The sequence below is a fragment of the Chrysiogenes arsenatis DSM 11915 genome (assembly GCF_000469585.1).
In the GTDB taxonomy this organism is placed as follows: domain Bacteria; phylum Chrysiogenota; class Chrysiogenetes; order Chrysiogenales; family Chrysiogenaceae; genus Chrysiogenes; species Chrysiogenes arsenatis.
Genome location: NZ_KI273144.1, coordinates 205,977 through 223,176, shown reverse-complemented (window position 1 = coordinate 223,176; position 17,200 = coordinate 205,977). Strand labels below are relative to the sequence as shown.

Annotated in this window: 9 protein-coding genes; 5 read left to right on the top strand and 4 right to left on the bottom strand. The window is 51.9% G+C overall.

The window, feature by feature from the left end:
- Positions 1-12: 12 nt before the first annotated feature.
- Together gltB and P304_RS0112180 are read right to left on the bottom strand one after the other, a co-directional pair.
- Entirely contained in the window at positions 13-4,440 is a 4,428-nt protein-coding gene (gene gltB / locus P304_RS0112185; RefSeq protein WP_027390757.1) for a glutamate synthase large subunit, read from the bottom strand.
- 94 nt (positions 4,441-4,534) lie between these two features.
- Complete coding sequence (locus P304_RS0112180; RefSeq protein ID WP_027390756.1) at positions 4,535-4,939, bottom strand: pyridoxamine 5'-phosphate oxidase family protein; 405 nt, start codon at positions 4,937-4,939, stop codon at positions 4,535-4,537.
- A gap of 115 nt (positions 4,940-5,054) precedes the next feature.
- Between P304_RS0112180 and P304_RS16380 the strand changes: the two genes are divergently transcribed.
- The 5 genes from P304_RS16380 to P304_RS15520 all read left to right on the top strand — a co-directional run bounded on the left by P304_RS16380 (position 5,055) and on the right by P304_RS15520 (position 12,026).
- Positions 5,055-6,167: a class I SAM-dependent methyltransferase gene (locus P304_RS16380; RefSeq protein WP_051321666.1), complete on the top strand. Its 1,113-nt coding sequence runs from the start codon at positions 5,055-5,057 to the stop codon at positions 6,165-6,167.
- Positions 6,164-7,408, top strand: coding sequence for an MFS transporter (locus P304_RS15530; RefSeq protein ID WP_051321665.1), 1,245 nt, complete (start codon positions 6,164-6,166; stop codon positions 7,406-7,408). Before P304_RS16380 ends, P304_RS15530 begins: the two co-directional genes overlap by 4 nt.
- 81 nt (positions 7,409-7,489) lie before the next feature.
- Complete coding sequence (locus tag P304_RS0112165) at positions 7,490-9,508, top strand: TonB-dependent receptor plug domain-containing protein (RefSeq protein WP_027390755.1); 2,019 nt, start codon at positions 7,490-7,492, stop codon at positions 9,506-9,508.
- Positions 9,509-9,555: 47 nt separating this feature from the next.
- Complete coding sequence (locus tag P304_RS15525; RefSeq protein WP_051321664.1) at positions 9,556-10,113, top strand: YfiR family protein; 558 nt, start codon at positions 9,556-9,558, stop codon at positions 10,111-10,113.
- Positions 10,110-12,026: an ATP-binding protein gene (locus P304_RS15520; protein ID WP_027390754.1), complete on the top strand. Its 1,917-nt coding sequence runs from the start codon at positions 10,110-10,112 to the stop codon at positions 12,024-12,026. The genes P304_RS15525 and P304_RS15520 overlap by 4 nt, the downstream gene beginning before the upstream one ends.
- 53 nt (positions 12,027-12,079) lie before the next feature.
- On the opposite strand, the gene ccsA is transcribed toward P304_RS15520, so the two are convergent.
- Positions 12,080-14,968, bottom strand: coding sequence for a cytochrome c biogenesis protein CcsA (gene ccsA, locus P304_RS15515; RefSeq protein ID WP_051321663.1), 2,889 nt, complete (start codon positions 14,966-14,968; stop codon positions 12,080-12,082).
- 182 nt (positions 14,969-15,150) lie between these two features.
- Positions 15,151-17,196, bottom strand: coding sequence for a glycoside hydrolase family 57 protein (locus tag P304_RS15510; RefSeq protein WP_051321662.1), 2,046 nt, complete (start codon positions 17,194-17,196; stop codon positions 15,151-15,153).
- Positions 17,197-17,200 lie beyond the last annotated feature (4 nt).

Genomic DNA, 17,200 nt, shown 5'->3' with positions numbered 1-17,200 from the left:
GGTGTGCTCCTTTTAATCCCCGTCTTTCGGGTTCAGTGGCGCTTTCATATCTTTTGGCGTCACCATCCAGAAGGCCGCAAGTTCTTCGCGGAAGTTATCCAGTATCATCCGTGCTTTGGGGCTGCGAGTGTAGTTATGGTAGCTGATGAGGATTTTTTTCAGGTAAAGTTTTCCTTCGTTATCATCATCGACGTCAATCCGTTTAGCTTCCACCAACTCAGAGTTCATCCGATCGATAAAGCTTTTGTTGTTATCGTAGATAAAGGCGACCCCACCCGTCATCCCCGCACCAAAGTTAATACCAGTCTGGCCGAGAATAACCACGGTGCCGCCGGTCATGTATTCACAGGCGTGGTCGCCGGTTCCTTCGACGACTGCCAATGCGCCGGAGTTGCGCACCGCAAAACGTTCACCGGCAGTTCCCGAAGCAAATAACTTACCGCCGGTTGCACCATACAAGCAGGTATTGCCAATAACGGAGTAGTTGTCGCGGTAGATTTGCGGCATTACCACGATCCGTCCGCCGTTCATCCCTTTGCCGACGTAGTCGTTACCGATACCGCTCAGGGTAATGCTCACCCCTTGCACCAGGAAGGCACCGAGCGATTGGCCTGCGACGCCACGCAGTTTGATGGAAATGGCATCTTTGGGAAGTCCTTCGTCGCCATAGTATCGGGCGATTTCTCCGCTGAGAAGAGTACCAAAGCTGCGGTGGACGTTTTGAATCTCCCGCTCGATAACAATGGTTTCCTTTGGGTTGCGGATGACGGGCGTTGCTTCGCGCAACACGTCTTTTTCAAAAGCATTGTCGTCAAATGGTTTATTGCTTGCGGCTTGGCGGGTGTTGACACCAGCTACCGGAGTAAGCAGCGCAGAAAAGTCAAATTTTTGCGCGAGGGGGTCATCTTTTGGTCGTAACAATTCTGTGTGACCGATAATGTCTTCAAGGGTGCGGAAACCGAGCGAGGCAAGGATTTCACGCACGTCCTGCGCCACGTTTTCGAGATAGCTGACCACTTTTTCCACGGTGCCAACGTAGTGGGCACGCAGGTTTTCATCCTGCGTGGCAATGCCGACGGTGCAGCGGTTCAGGTGACAAACGCGCAGGAGTTTACAGCCGAGGATGGCAAGCAGCGGTGTGCCAAAGCCGTAGCTTTCGGCACCGAGCAGCGCAGCCTTGACAACATCGTTGCCGATTTTCAGTCCGCCATCGGTTTGCACTTCTACGAGACCGCGCAAATGGTTCCCTTTCAGCGCTTTATGCGCTTGCGACAGTCCAAATTCCCATGGATTGCCGGCAAATTTAATCGAAGCGAATTGCGCCGCGCCCGTGCCGCCGTCGGAACCGGAGATGATAATTTTGTCGGCGTAGGCTTTGGCAACGCCTGCTGCAATCGTCCCAACGCCATCGGTCGAAACCAGCTTGACGCTGACGCGTGCTTCGGGGTTGATCTGCTTCATATCAAAAATGAGCTGCGCGAGGTCTTCAATCGAATAAATATCGTGGTGTGGTGGTGGCGAAATGAGGGTGACACCGGGAATGGTGAAACGGAGTGATGCGATCAGTGGCGTCACCTTTTCGCCTGGAAGTTGTCCCCCTTCGCCCGGTTTTGCCCCTTGGGCTACTTTGATCTGAATCTCTTCTGCACTGCGTAAGTAAGCCGGTGTCACACCAAATCGACCGGAGGCAATTTGCTTAATTTTGCTGTTTTTTATCGTGCCGTAGCGGGTGGTAGCTTCGCCCCCTTCGCCGGAGTTTGACATGCCGCCGATGATGTTCATCGCTTCGGCAAGGGCTTCATGCGCTTCGGGGGAAAGGGCGCCAAGTGACATAGCGGCGGAGTCGAAGCGGCGGCAGATGGAGGCAATCGATTCCACTTCATCCACGGGAATCGGAGCATTGGGTGATTGGTACTCAAGGCAGTCGCGCACCATTTTCAGGCCGCGCCCTGCAATCATATCGCGAAACTTAATATATTCTTCGCGGGTGCGTACTTCGGCAAAACGGTGGATTTGCGTAATCACCTTTGGGCCGAAGTCGTGGTATTCCCAACCGTTATTATGTTTGTAAAAGCCGCCGATTTCGAGCGGATAGAGTTTTTTCAGGTAATTCTGGTGGAAGACCTGACGGTGAATTTTTTCAATCCGTTCATCAATATCGGCAAAGTCAAGCCCGGGCAGCAAGAGCGATGAGCCTTGAAAGCATGATTCTACGACGTTGCGACTGAGTCCAATGATGTCGAACAGCGCTGAGTTGCGGTAACTTGAAACAGTGGAAATCCCCATTTTCGACATGATTTTCAAAATCCCTTTGCTCATGGCGTCAAAGGTGTGTTTCAGCGCTTGGCGAAACTCTTTGCGCCCGCCTCCGGCACTTTGGCACATATCGAGCGCGGTGGCGTAGAGTAAGTACGGATAAATCGCGGTGGCACCGTAGCCCAGCATAACAGCAGCGGAATGGGAATCCATGACTTCGCCAGTAGTGACAATAATCGAACATTGGTAACGCACTTGCGAGCGCAGGAGTGCCTGATGGATGAACCCGGTTGCCATCGCCATCGGAATGATTTTGTGGTGAGCGTCGAGGTCGCGGTCATCAAGAATGATGAGGCGTACCCCTTGTTCGATAACCGCTCGCATGACTTTGAGGCCAAGCGCATCGAGTGATTCGTGCAGCGTATTCCCTTGATACGCGGTCGAGAAAATAGCGTGCTTGTAGCATGGCTCAAAGCGTGGACGGTTCGTATCGCCAAAGGAAAGCAGGGCGTCAAAAATATCGCGCGATAATATCGGCGAGATAGTTTTCAGGCGTTTGGCTCGTTCCGCTGTTTCCGTCAGGATATTGCCAACTTCGCCAAAACCGATGGTGGTCGACATAACGGTTTTTTCGCGGATCGGGTCGATCGGCGGGTTGGTCACCTGAGCGAACTTCTGCCGGAAAAAGTCGGTAAAGTTGCGCTGGATATCGCTGAAGGCAGCAATCGGCGTGTCGTCACCCATGGAACCGGTAGCCTCTTTGCCCCCTTTCCACATGGGGTTGATGATGAGGTCAACCACTTCGTTGGTGTAGTTGTGGTAACGCTGCAGTTCAATCAGGTTCGGGTAGGTGTAATCGGAAATATCTTCGAACTGGCGTTCGATAAACTCTTGTAGGAAATAGGTGTGGTCAGTCAGCCACTGGCTGTAGGGTTGTGAGCGCATCAGGTATTTGTCGATATCGGCGGAGGTGAAGATTTTACCGTGCAAGAGGTCGGCAGCGATCATCTGGCCGCTTTGCAGTCGTCCGCGCTCACGGACGTTTTTCGGGTCAACATCGAGCACGCCATATTCGCTGGCGATAATGAGTCGGTCGTCATTGGTAACGATATACTTCGCGGGGCGCAGACCGTTGCGGTCAAGGATGCAGCCCACGTAGCGGCCATCGGTGACGCTGACGGCCGCGGGGCCATCCCATGGCTCAAAGGCGCCGGCGTGATATTCATAAAATGAACGGAGTTTGGCGGCCATATTCGAAACGTTGTGGCGGGGTGGTGGTATCAGGCAGCGGATCGCTTTAAAAAAATCCATCCCGTTGGCGATCAGGAATTCGAACATATTGTCCAGACTGCCGGAGTCAGAAACCCCTTTATCCATAATTGGGAAAATGCGTTGCAGTTCTTCTTGACTAAAGACACTGCTGCGGACGCCGGCCATTTTGGCGGTGGCGTTGGTGCGGTTGGCCTGAATGGAGTTTATTTCGCCGTTATGGGCGACGGAGCGGAGTGGCTGTGCTAATTTCCACTTCGGCAGGGTATTGGTGGAAAAGCGTTGATGCACGAGGGCAAAGCTGATTTCAAAATCGGTGCGGGTGAGGTCGGGATAGAGTTGGCGCAAGTAGCGTGGCATCACGAGCCCTTTATAGGAAATAACACGGCGCGAAAAGGAAGGGATGTAAAAATCGCTGTCGTTTGAAAGGGTGTGTTCCACTTCGCGGCGAGTCAGGTAGAGCAAGGCGTCGAAACGGCGTGTGGCAATGATCGAGTCGGGAACAACAATTGCCTGAATAATAGTCGGGAGCATGGCAAGGGCGTGTTCGCCCAGTACTTCGGTATTCAGTGGAACGTCACGGAAGAGGAGTACGCGCAAGTCGTTACGTTCACAGTATTCGGTGAAAACGGCTTTCTGCCGTTCGGGATCGGTAAGGAATAAAACAGCCACGGCGTATTGAGATGGGAGGCTGGCTCCCTGTTCCGTAGCGATACTCTGAAAGAAACGGTGCGGCATGGAGCAGAGCAGACCACAACCATCGCCAGTTTTTCCATCGGCGGCAACGGCGCCACGGTGCATCATCCGGCTCAGTGCGTGAATCGAATCGCTGAGCATTGCGTGGCTCGCTTTGTTGTAAATGTGAGCCAGAAGACCAAAGCCGCAACTGTCTTTAAAATCGTCTGCGTAGTTCATGCGCGTGTCCTGTCAGAAGAAAAGTTCAGGGGAGCCGAAGCTCCCCTGTTGCAGGCGGTTACTACCCCCGCAAATATGTGCCGGGGTGTGTGGTTCAGGCACCAGTTGCTACGGTGTGCCCCACAAGCGGGATGATGGATTCGACTCGGAAGTGCACCAATGTCATCGCGCTGGCGTCTTCCTCTTTCGTAAAGTGATACCCTTTTTCATCCATCAGTTTCTGGATCAGGGCGGCGTCTTTTTCTTCACGCACTTTGGTGAGGTAGAGTCGCTTGCCATGGTAGCCCGTCCCTTGTTCGATAAACATATAGGCGGCGTGAGGGTTTTTGGTGATGTTGGCATACGACAAGCGATTGGCCATAATCAGGGCAATTTCCCCTTCGGTTCCAAGGAAGAATGGCTTGGAGTATATCGCCATATCAACTTTGCCTGCGGCGTCGGCTGTTCCTAAGATAGCGTGACCGCTTTTTTCGGTGAAGTACTGTTGTAAGTCTTTCATTGTAAGCTCCTTAATTGTCGAAGATGTGGTGGCAAAGCAGGAGAATCCTGATTTTGCTTGTCTAATAAATCGCGGAAAGCTAGAGTTCAGCAACTTTTCCTTAAAGGTGTCCATTATGCCCAAACTTTGGCAAAAAACGGAAGAATACATTAATGCGTTATTACCACAGTCTGTTTTATTTATCAATCGTTTGCCGTTGGTTCGCACACCTTCGCTTGTGGGGGTTTGTACCGATCATTTTGGCGAATGTGAGCGATGGTCAGCAGCGGGATTTCCGGCCGCTTTGACTGATCCTGCATCATTTCCCAATGCAAAAAATCTCGATGTGTGCTGCGTGGCGCTGCGCAAAGGGCGTGATAACCAACTGGCTGACATTGCCTTTGGCTGGAACCGTCTGGCGGCGGCCGGCACACTCTTGATTTGTGGCTATAATGATGAAGGGATTCGCGCGATTGAAACGGTTGCCAAAAAACAGGGGATTGCTTCACGGCAAGTCGTCAGCAAAGGGGGCGGCCGGACACTGGAGTGGAAACGCCAGCCCACGCACGATGCGCTGATCGCGTCATGGTGGGAGGCCTCCCAAACGCCAGCAATCATTCAGGAAACCGTTGCCGGGGTATCGTTTTCCTTTGCATCACTACCGGGAACGTTTGCGGGAGGCAAGCTTGATGATGGAACGCGCGCACTCCTGCAAGCACTTCCGGTGAAACTGCGGGAACCGATACTCGATTTCGCCTGTGGTGGTGGTGCTGTCGCCGCGTTTGTCGCCGCGCGTGGGCAGAAAAATATCACGATGAGCGATGTCAGCGCGCAGGCGATCCGCAGTGCACGTCTGACAGCACAACTGGCGCAGATTGCCCCGCCGCTCCTTTCTGACCGCTACCAACATATCAAAGGGAAGTTCGGAACTATTTTGCTGAATCCCCCTTTTCATCAAGGTGTTGCTACGGAATACGATACGGCACGTACTATGATTCTCGATGGTGGGCGACACCTGAAAGGGACGGGGAGGATGATCCTTGTCGCCAATCTTTTCCTGCCGTATGAAGCGTTGTGCCGTGAACACAACATTGGTTGGCGCGTGCTAACTGAAGACAGCCGCTTCAAGGTACTGGAACTCCGCTATCACCAGGCCGAGGTGGAAGAACCACAGGAAGATGGGGTCGAAACCGTTCCTGAAGAGCTGTGGGCAGAATACTATCGGCAGGCAAAGTTGCTCGAACCATGAATTATTTTTCATGTATTCGTTTATCGCCACGTCTGCTGTTATTTGGTTTTCTGGGAACATTTTTTTCTGCCTTTGGCCAAACGTATTTCTTGGCATTGTTTAACGCCGATGTGCAGCAGGCATTGCAGCTGACACATGGCACGTATGGTTTGCTCTACTCGGCGGCAACGCTGGGGAGTGGCATTACGCTGATTTGGTTAGGGCGGCTGGTTGACCGCTTTGATGTTCGCTATTTTGCCCTTGCTGTTTGCGTGGGGCTGGCGCTCGCCTGTTTGCTTTTTGCGGGTGTTGCAGGGTGGGCATCACTGTTGCTGGCTTTTTTTGCACTGCGGCTTTGTGGTCAAGGGCTGATGTCGCACACCGCAGTAACAACATTAGCACGCTGTTTTACTACAAATCGCGGCAAGGCGTTGAGTATCACGGTCATGGGTTTTGCCGCGGCAGAAGCGGTGTTTCCCGCAACGGCGGTAGCGCTGAATGCCTTGGTGTCATGGCGCACAGTGTGGATTGTTTTTGCGATTGGCATTTTGGTAGTGGTCGCGCCGCTTTGGTATTGGTTGGCGAAAAGTGCGGTGGAAAGCCGTGTGGTGACGGAAGCGGCGAATGCGGAAACGGTGGCTGATGTGGCCGCCGAGCGTCACTGGCGCGCCAGCGAAGTGCTGCGCGACCGTGCGTTTCAGTTGATTCTCCCAGCTGCCACGGCGACACCGGCGGTTATTACCGGTTTGTTTTTCCATCAACTTTCTTTTGCAACGGATAAAGGGTGGCCGCCATCACTCTTGGCAGCCAGCTTTAGTGCCTTTGCACTGGCACATGTTACCGCGCTTGTGATCATGGGTGGTGTGATCGATCGCTGGGGTGCACGGCGTGTGTTACCGTTTATCCTTATACCAATGCTGCTTGGCGTTGCGGTATTCACGTTCCTGCATACACCGCTGGTGGCATTTCTCTATATGGCTTTGATGGGAATGACGATTGGCGTCACCAATACCACTATCAATGCGTTATGGGCAGAGATATATGGTACCAAATTTTTGGGTGGCATCCGCTCTATGACACAAGGGGTAATGGTAATTTCAACGGCGGTTGCGCCATTTTTGGTGGGATTTGCTCTTGACACGGGGTTTGGTGTATATGAAATTGGTTCTGTTGCAATTCTCTATATTGCCTTTTGCGTCGCACTCTGTACACTTGGAACAAGACGTTTAGAACGGCGTATTGCGCATTTGACGGAAAAATAAGTCAGGCGTTATTTTGCCTGCGGTATAGGGTAATGTACGGCAAGCGCTTCAGACTCTTGTTCGTTTACGGAGGTCGTCACTTTGAAAACACATACTCATATTCATACGCTTTCAGCACGCTCGCGCTTCCGATTGCGAGCGGCGCTTGCAGTCGCTGCCGCCTCTTTGCTGATTGTACCCCATGGGGTAGCGCATGCTACAACTTCGGATACAATTGAACACTTTTTAAGTATGAGTTTAGAAGACCTTATGCAGGTGCAAGTGAGTGCGCTGGCCAAAAAGCCGCAGAGTTTGCAGCAAATGCCTGCTTCGGCATATGTCCTTGGGCGTGAAGATATCAAGCGCTCCGGCGCGACGAATATTCCTGATTTGCTTCGTCTTATTCCCGGAGTGCACGTGGCAGCACAGAATGCCCACACGTGGGCAATTTCCATTCGCGGGCAGAGCGATGTCTACTCCAATCGCTTACTGGTTATGGTTGACGGACGGACGGTGTACTCATGGCCGATTAGTGGAACGTATTGGCACAGTGTTGATGTGCCGATTCTGGCGATTGATCGCATTGAAGTCGTGCGCGGCCCAGGTGGTGCCATCTGGGGTGCAAATGCTGTTAATGGCGTGATCAATATTGTCACGAAAGCGGCGAATGCCGAGGATGGCTGGCAAGTTTTTGCCGGTGTCGGGTCGTTAAATAAACATGTGGCAGAAACGGCATTTAGTGATCGTATCGGAGTTGATGGCCCTGCATACCGCGTCTATCTGAAATCGCGTGAACGCGGTAATTTTCAGGATGCCTATACTGATGATGGCTTACAAGCACAACAAGCTGGATTTCGTGTAGACGGCGAATCGGGACGGCTGAATTATACCGTGCAAGGTGATATGGCCGCGCAACAGATTCACAGTGAAAGATGGGTTCCACTCAATACCCCTTATAAAGAAAATGCCCGCAGCCACAATATACTGGGTGATGTCAGCCTGCACGATTCCAATGGTACGTGGCGGGTCAAATCGTATTATGACTTCTTCAAGGCCGAAGTTCCGGTTGTTTCTGAAACCAAACTTTTCGATATCGAAGCGACGCGACTGTGGCATGGCAGCCCGAAGCATGAAATCCTCATGGGTGTGGGTGCGCGTTGGACGGAGAACACGTTGCAATCAGGTGGAGGAATGTCCTTCCAAGAACCAACCGAAGCGGCTTGGCTGCTCAGTGCTTTCTGGCAGCACGAATACCGACTGACTCCAGCGCTTTCTTTCACGTATGGTGCAAAAGTCGAACAGAATGATTACATTGACGAAACTGATCTGCAGCCGAATGTTCGCGTGGCGTGGATGCCGAGCGACAGTACAACGTTTTGGGGAGCCGCATCGCAGGCGGTACGTAATCCCAACCGCAAAGATCGTGAAATGGTACTGGTAGTGCCGTTGAATATGCCACCGGGTGAGCCGCCGATGGATGCTCACATTCTAGGAAGTCTTAATTTGAAAACGGAAAAGCTTACCGCCTATGAACTCGGGGTTCGGCATCGCATCAGTGAGCCGTGGAGTATTGATGTGAGCGTGTTTGAGCATCGCTATAAAAACTCTATCGAAAATCTTGTCGGGATGGCTGTACCAGATGGTAGTGGTGGAGTTATTTGGCGCATTAGCACAGGTAATGTAGATGCATACCGCACACGTGGATTCGAAATGAGTAGCGAGTGGGCAAAGGAGAATTGGATTTTTCAAGGGGGGTACAGCTTCCTGAACATCTCTCCCGACAACGAAGTAAATCTCTGGAAAAGATCCCCACAACATCTTGGTCTGCTGCGCGTCGGCTATCAGCCGACCGATACCATTACATTGGATGCGTGGGGACGGTACTATGGCAAAACGAAAGGCTTTAGTCCGATGGATGCGATATTACAAACCAATATCGATCCTTACTGGGGTCTTGATCTCCGCGCGGCGTGGAAGGTGACGCCAAAAGTGGAGTTGGCACTGACGGGGCGTGATTTGCTGACGCCGAAACATTTAGAAATGGAGTCGCGTGGCGGGTGGAGGCTCGTCGGGCGTACGCCGCAGAGCGTCATGGCAACCCTATCCTATCAATGGGACTAATGCGAAAAGGGGACTTGTAAGGATTGACGGAGTATCAAGGGGGGGATATGGGGATTTCTGAGGGAATTTTCCGCAAGCACTGGGTATGTCAATGGGGATTGATGGTGTTGCTGATACTCGGTATTGGCACAACATCATTGGCAAACAGTGCGCCGGAACACCAAGTAAAAGTTGCGTTTATTTACAATTTCACGAAGTTTATCCAATGGCCACCGGTTGCTGGTCAACCTCCGAGTGGTCAGATTCAGCTTTGTGTTGTCGGGAAACGACCACTGGATGATATTGAGAAACTTGAAGGGCAATTGACGTTCGGGCGGCCGATTGTGGTGCGGCTGGATGTTCCGGCGAAAGAGTGGTCGCAGTGCGATATTCTCTATATTGCAGAATCAGAAGCGCCGCGTGTCAGCGAAATTCTGGCACGAGTGGCAACTCTGCCGATTTTAACGATCAGCGATATGCCCGACTTTGCCGACAAGGGTGGCATTATCGGGTTGCGTATTCACGATGGGCGCGTCCGTTTTGACATTAACCTTGCCACAGCAAGGCGGATTGAAATGCACATTAGCTCACAGTTGTTGGGTCTGGCGGTCAGGGTTCTCCAATGAAAACGTTTCGCCACTCCCTCGCCCGCAAGCTTACTTTTTTGCTGACAATGACTTCGGTCGTTATGTTCAGTTTAATGGTGCTGGTCTTCTGCGGTGGGGCGGCGATTAAGGTCTATTCCGATACGCAGGAACAACTGCGGATATTGGCTGCAGTAATTGCACAAAACTCGCAAGGAGCGCTCGCTTTTGGCGATTTGGCAAGCGCTGAAAACACGTTAGGCGCCCTGCGTGTCAACCATGAAGTTCAAGCTGCTCAGATCTACGATCTCAGCAATCAGCTTTTTGCCCAATACCAAGCCTCGGTTCCCCTTTCGGTACACCCTCTGGTCGCAGCCACTCAGGAAATGGTCGCTTCGTTTTTGCCCGTCCACCTAGAGTTAAATCAATCAATATTTTTGGGTAGTGAGCACATTGGTTATTTAGTGCTGCAGGCCGATATTTCGTCCACTTGGGTTCGTTTACTGGTGGGGATTTTGTTGATTGTTTTTGCCTCACTCTGCAGCATGTTAGGTGCGCTTTGGTTAGGAAGAAGGCTGAGTCGTCGAATCACTGAGCCTATTTCTGATCTGGCGGCTGCGTCGCGCCAAGTATCAGAATTTAAAGATTATTCAGTGCGTGTGGTGCAGCGTGGTAACGATGAGATTGGCCTGCTGACCGCCGATTTTAACGAAATGATCAGCGAGATCGAATCACAGAACGAACAGCTTCGCCGCCATAAAGAAATATTGGAAGCTGAGGTGGAAAAACGGACCGTCGAATTGCTGCATGCCAAAGAAGCGGCCGATCGCGCCAACCAAGCAAAATCTGATTTTCTCGCTAACATGAGTCATGAAATACGCACACCAATGAATGCGGTTATCGGCCTTGCGGAAATAGCGCTCGACGAGTGTGGCGATGGCGAGCACCGCGAATATTTCGCCAAGATTCAGCGTTCGTCGCATCTTCTGCTTGGTATTATCAACGACGTGCTTGATGTTTCAAAGATTGAAGCGGGGAAGCTCGAATTAGAAGTGCGGCCATTCGCCTTTGCTGAAGTGACATCCATGCTGCGCGACTTGTTTGCTTCGTCCGCTCGAGCCAAAGGAATCGATTTTGTCATAGATGTCGCCCCTGATATTCCACCGATGATCGCTGGCGATTCTACGCGCCTGACACAGGTCTTGACCAACTTGCTCGGGAATGCCATCAAGTTTACCGAAACGGGTACGGTTACGTTGCAGAGTCGAGTGTGCGAACGGCTTGAAACGTCGGTTACTCTCTGTTTTACTATTAGCGATACCGGCATAGGGATGAACGAGGAACAGATGGCGCGGTTATTCACCCCGTACACGCAGGGCGATACGTCCACAACCCGCCGCTATGGTGGTACCGGTCTGGGAATGACGATTGCGCGCCGTTTAATCGAAATGATGGATGGAACCATAGAGATTCACAGCAAAGTCGGCGAAGGAACCAGTATTGCTGTAACGATTTCTTTTGCTATCGCCAAGGTTCCACAGCAATCTCACGATGTGGGGTCAAAAGGGCAGGCGGAAGGGAGTGAACAGACGCGGCTCGAAGGGAAAAAGATACTTGTGGCCGAAGACAATCCGATCAACTGGGATGTGGTGCAACACCTGCTTATGCGCGCCGGTGCGCACGTCGAGTGGGCTGAGAATGGTGAAATCGCGGTACGGTTAGCGCAGGAGCACCATTTTGATTTGATTCTGATGGATTTGCAGATGCCTATTTTGGATGGTTTTGAAGCCACCCGTCAGATACGCCAGAGCAGTCTCGAGGTGCCTATCATCGCGCTGAGTGCCGCAACACACGAAGAGGAGCGGCAGCACGGTGCAGAAGTGGGAATCAACGATTCGATAGCCAAGCCGATCAAGCGGACAGTGTTTTTTGAAACAATAGAACGCTGGGTGTAAGTGAAAATGAAAAAGCCCCGGATTTGTTATGGCTCCGGGGCTTTTCGCGTAGATTATTTTTTGTTTTTCGTTGGAGTGGGAACAGGATCCGATGCTGGATCAGCCAGCGGAAATTTAGCGTCGCGTTTTGGGAAGGCAATGAGAATCAAGAAGGCAATAGCCGCCAAGGTCGGAGCGACCCATCCTGGGATTGGCACCGGATCGCCACCGGCGTAGGAGTGCATTCCCGCAAGGTAGAAGTTGACGCCGAAGTAGGTCATGAGCACGGTTGAGAATGCCAGTACCGAACCGATAGCCATTGGGTAGAGGTTCCATTTCAGCTTCGGAATGACGCCAAGGTGGATAACCAGACTGTAGATCAAGATGATGATCAGCGACCAAGTTTCTTTTGGATCCCAACCCCAATAGCGACCCCACGATTCGTTCGCCCAAACGGCGCCAAGGAAGTTACCGATGGTAAAGAGACCAAGGCCGACAATCATCGAAACCTGATTCAGTGCCATCATATCGCGGATTGATCCGTCAATATGCGGTCGCTTAGGCGAACGGAAGGCATAAAAGAGCAGCACGATCATGCCGAGCATCAAACTCAGGCCGAAGAAGCCGTAACTCGCGGTAATAACAGCTACGTGGTAGGTGAGCCAGTAGGATTTAAGTACAGGAACAAGGTTCGTGATTTGTGGGTTCATATCTGTCAGGTGCGCGACCATCAGAGCAATCGATCCCATGATGGCGGCAGCGGGAGCACTGACGACGTGCGTGCGGTAGAACATCAAACCAGCCAGCACGGAAGCCCATCCGATGTAGATCATCGATTCATAGGAGTTACTCATTGGCGCATAGCCTGACACGTACCAGCGAAGGCCAAGTCCGATGGTTTGGGCGATAAAGCCAAGCCATATAAGTCCGAGCATGCCAGTTTGGAAATAACGGAAGAGTTTAGCATCCCCTTTTTTCGCCAGAAAATGTTCTGCAAAGAACATGCGATAGAAGGCACCCAGCAGCAGCACAAAGCCGGTCAGCAGGTAGTAGAAAGTTACATTCTTAAAGATGGAGAGCTTATTCAGTAGCACTTCAGCGCTCACTTTGGCGGGTGCCGGAATGGCCGAGGTGTTGTCGTGTTCGCGCTGATACTGTTTAAACGTTGCCAATTCTGCGTCGGCAGCGGTCCAGTTGCCAGAGGCAATGCCGTGTTCGACGGCGGTGAAGTAGCGGGAGAAGATCCCCATTACATCGCGACGTTCGTTTTCGGGAAATTGTTCCATGGCATCGTTGATGGTGTACCACGTATTGCTGGTTCCTTCTTGATGCGGGAAGAAGTTCCACAGAAGTCCCGCGTAAATCATGTAGGCAATGCTGACCCGTTCGTCGACGGCAATCACGCCACGGTCGAAAGTGTTGCGAAACGAAGGATCTTTTTGGTAGGCCGCCTCGACATATGGCTGGAGAACGTAGCTGCCATCGACATCAGAAAAGAAGCTGGCGAATGAGGTGCGGCGTTGTTTGTCGTCAAAAAGATTCATGACGCGGCGCAGTTGTGGGTGCTCGACGCGAATCATGTTGACGAATTGCCACGAGAACGGATCGACCATCATGCCGAGAATAACTTGATTCGGCGTAAATCCATCGAGTGCAACGGTTTTAGCGATCTTATAGAGCAGTTCGCGTGCATACGTGTCGATTGGCTTGATGCGACCAAGCGTGGTGTCAAGCACGAGTAGTGAGCCGAACTTTTCCGCGTGTTGAAGATCGTATTGGTACGGGATGGGTAGCGGTGGACGGACAAATGTGCGTGGTGTTGCGGGTGCTTCTGTGGCAGCCGTTGTGTTTGCTTGTTGTTCCGATGTTTCAGCGCTATCGCGGTTGGCATACTCAGGGAAAGCATGAGCCGGAGCCGTGAAATGCATATTCAGCAGAATAGCCGCAGCGAGCATAGCGACGCTTCGCGCTGCTTTGGAGGTAGAAAGCTCACGCAGCAACACGCGGCAGCGCCCTTGTGGCATAAAGAGGCTGACGATGATGCCGAGGGTTAAGAAAAAATACCCCACATAGGTTGGCAGTTTCCCCGGGTCGCTTGAGACAGAAAGGTAGGTTCCGAGTTCATCTTGATCGTATGATGATTGATAGAAACGGTAGCCTTGGTGATCAAGTACGTGGTTCATGTAGATATGAAATGGGAAGCGTTCAGCGTTGGCATCATCAATAACCTCAACATAACTGGAATATGAAGCGGGTGAGTTTGAGCCGGGGTAACGTTCGAGCACAAAGTTATCGAGCTTAACCGCAAAGGGAAGCGTCAGGCGCATCGCACCATAGAGCAGGCGCAAATTTTCTCCGCCCATTGTGATATTGACAGGAATACCTTCCAGCCCTTGCCCGCCGATCAATTGTACCGTTTGCGTTTCGCCAGCATAATTGACCAGAGCGGAGAGTTGCTTGTTGCGTCCGCCGGAATGGCCCATGTAGGAAACTTTCAGATCTTTTCCATTAATGGAGGTTGAAAAGGTGAAATCGTTTTTACCGCGTTGGGAAATAAGTACCGGCCATGCTTCGAGTGGTTGGCCGTTATGGTGAACTTCGACGTAGGTTTCACTTGAAAGGATGTAATTTACTGTTTCGCCTTCGCGAATGTGCATCATCCCTTCGTAGCCGAAATAGCGGGTGATCACAGCGCCGACGAGGATGAGTACAAGCGACAGATGCAGAATAAAACTGAAGATCTTCTCTTTTTCCCACATTCTGTAGGTGAAGATGTTGACCACAAAATTCAGAGTCAGCAGGGCGAAAACTACTTCGAACCACTTTGCGTTATAGACCAGTGCGCGCGCAGTTTCCGGTCCATAGTCATTTTCGATGAATGTTGCCGCGCCACAGGCCACTGCTAGAATAAACAGTAGCACGAGCATGGTTTTCATGGAGAAAAGCACGTCCAAAACCTTCATAAAAGTCCACTCCAACTCAACAAAATAACCCTGCAGACACAGGGGGAAAACCAAATTCACGAATCAGCAATGACTAGCAACAATAGTGCCAACGATAACGATTTATTTTATAGAAGGTTACCGGAATGCGTTACTGGCGTGCACGGTAAATATCGCACACCTGTGCAGATATTGCACGGCAGCTAGACAATCCAGTGGGTAAGTTCATATACCTGTGGTTTTTCGAGTATCGCATTTCCATGCGAAGGTGCCCGTTCGATAAGTTCGCTTCCATCGTACAGTGCAAATGCTATCGGCAGGTCGGCGAGTTGTTGCAAGTGCGCGGGGAGCGCATCAAGGCGTATTTCAAACTCTAGTGTGGTGCCGATAACGGCGCGCACTATTGTTCCCGACGTGTGTTCTCCGGCTGCAAGGAGTATCCGGCCAATGACTTCGCCATTGATCTCAATGGTGAGTTCCTGTCCGGATATTTTTACGCCACTCTGCATTTGCAAGAGCAGGTAGAGTCGGTTACGTGCGTTGTTATATCCATAGTGAACCGCTTGAAAGTTGGTGTGACGGTGCATGCTGGCGTTGTCGCTTAAATCGTATGTGCCGGCATGGAGCCAAGCAAAGAACGAGTCGTACTCTCCATCGATAACCGGCGTAATTGTCCCGACGGGACCGCGGCACCGGCTCACTACGTGTTGGCTGCGAATAGGGGTGTAGAGAATGGAGGGCGGGGTCGTTCCATATTCGCGGTAGATGACAAGTAAGTATTCGCGAAAAAGTTCGTCGAAAAGGTCGCCCAGCTCAGTGTAATGATCGTCGCCAAGCCACCAGAACCAATCGCTTCCTTCGGCGCGCATCAGTGCTTCGCGCGCGACAGGATTTTTCAGGTGCGGATCGCGTGTGTGTAAGAACGCACGCGTCATATTCAGCAATTCCCAGGCTCGGTTTTTTTCGGGATGCCCCACCCAGGTGGAAAACGAGGCGTTGATCCAAGAGCCGGAATGAAGCTGCTCAAGGGTGCGCAGTTGTGTATGTGTAAGAGCATGGGAAACCGTCATGGGCACCAAAGTGGCATGTGCCTGAAGTTGGGCATAAAACGCCTGAAAAAAGGTGCGTCCGTTGTCGGCGTAATACTCCCACGCATTTTCGCCGTCAAGAATAATTGGAATCAAGCCTCCGTCGGGGAGAGTTCTGGCAATATCGTTCAGGCGGCGCATAAGGTCTGTTGCGGCGAGTTCCGGCGGCCAGCTACTGTAGGTAAAGCCAACAAGATCGCTGAGCTCGCGGTCGCGGAACAAGCAGTTCATCCCCTGATAGTTGTAGGGATAGTAGATATCAGCGCGATCAAAATGGGAGCGCGAGCGGGCAAGCACCCCTTCGTCAGTCGCAATCCAGCGAACGCCGCGTTCGCGCAACGCTGGGACAATTGCCGGACTAACGCTCCCTTCTGAGGGCCAAAAGCCGCCGGTGACAAAGCCGCGTTCTTGCATGAAGTCAATCGCATCGTCGATGTGGCGATAGGCATCTTGTCGGAAAAGTTGGTTGTCGATGGTCGGTATATCAGCAGATGGCATCGCAACGCGTGCTGAGGACATATCAAACAGGAGTGGCAGGATAGGGTGGTAGTACGGGGTTGTTGAGACTTCGATAAGTCCTGACGCTACCGCTTGCTGGTACAGTGGCAGGATGCTGGCGACATATTCCCGCAGTACGGCGAAGAGTTGTTGCTTTTCCGCTGCCGTAAACCATTTGCCTTTTTCGCGTAGTGTTTTGATGAAGGGGTGCTTTTGCAATGTATTGCCGCACCATGCAAGGAGAAAAAGCACTTGCAGGTCACCGAGGTCGAGATGATCGAACACCATATCGCCTTGTTTTTTTCGTTCCAGTAATTCCGCGTAACGTCGTAACGGCGCTATCATGTGTGTTTCGTTGGCGTAAAACAAGTAACGGGTGAGGAGTGTCCGCTCTTCGCCAAACAGCGAATCGGGTGTGGCGGCGATGAGATCGAGAATGCGATCGCTGGCTTCGCCATTGGCGTAGGCTTCCAACTGCGCTACCATCGATGGCACAAGGTTGAACGTGCACGGAATCGCTGCGTCAATTGCCAGTTGCAGCATGTCGCCGTAATCCTTGATGGCGTGCAGATACACCCACGGCATCTCGTAGCGCCCAGTAAGAGGATGCTGATAGCAGGGTTGGTGCATGTGCCAAAGGATAACGACGGGTATTTGCTTCATAACG

Bases quoted from the DNA above. Each gene is read 5' to 3' on its own strand.
- gltB (WP_027390757.1), bottom strand. From the start codon at position 4,440: ATGAACTACGCAGACGATTTTAAAGACAGTTGCGGCTTTGGTCTTCTG.
- P304_RS0112180 (WP_027390756.1), bottom strand. From the start codon at position 4,939: ATGAAAGACTTACAACAGTACTTCACCGAAAAAAGCGGTCACGCTATC.
- P304_RS16380 (WP_051321666.1), top strand. From the start codon at position 5,055: ATGCCCAAACTTTGGCAAAAAACGGAAGAATACATTAATGCGTTATTA.
- P304_RS15530 (WP_051321665.1), top strand. From the start codon at position 6,164: ATGAATTATTTTTCATGTATTCGTTTATCGCCACGTCTGCTGTTATTT.
- P304_RS15525 (WP_051321664.1), top strand. From the start codon at position 9,556: ATGGGGATTTCTGAGGGAATTTTCCGCAAGCACTGGGTATGTCAATGG.
- P304_RS15520 (WP_027390754.1), top strand. From the start codon at position 10,110: ATGAAAACGTTTCGCCACTCCCTCGCCCGCAAGCTTACTTTTTTGCTG.
- ccsA (WP_051321663.1), bottom strand. From the start codon at position 14,968: ATGAAGGTTTTGGACGTGCTTTTCTCCATGAAAACCATGCTCGTGCTA.
- P304_RS15510 (WP_051321662.1), bottom strand. From the start codon at position 17,196: ATGAAGCAAATACCCGTCGTTATCCTTTGGCACATGCACCAACCCTGC.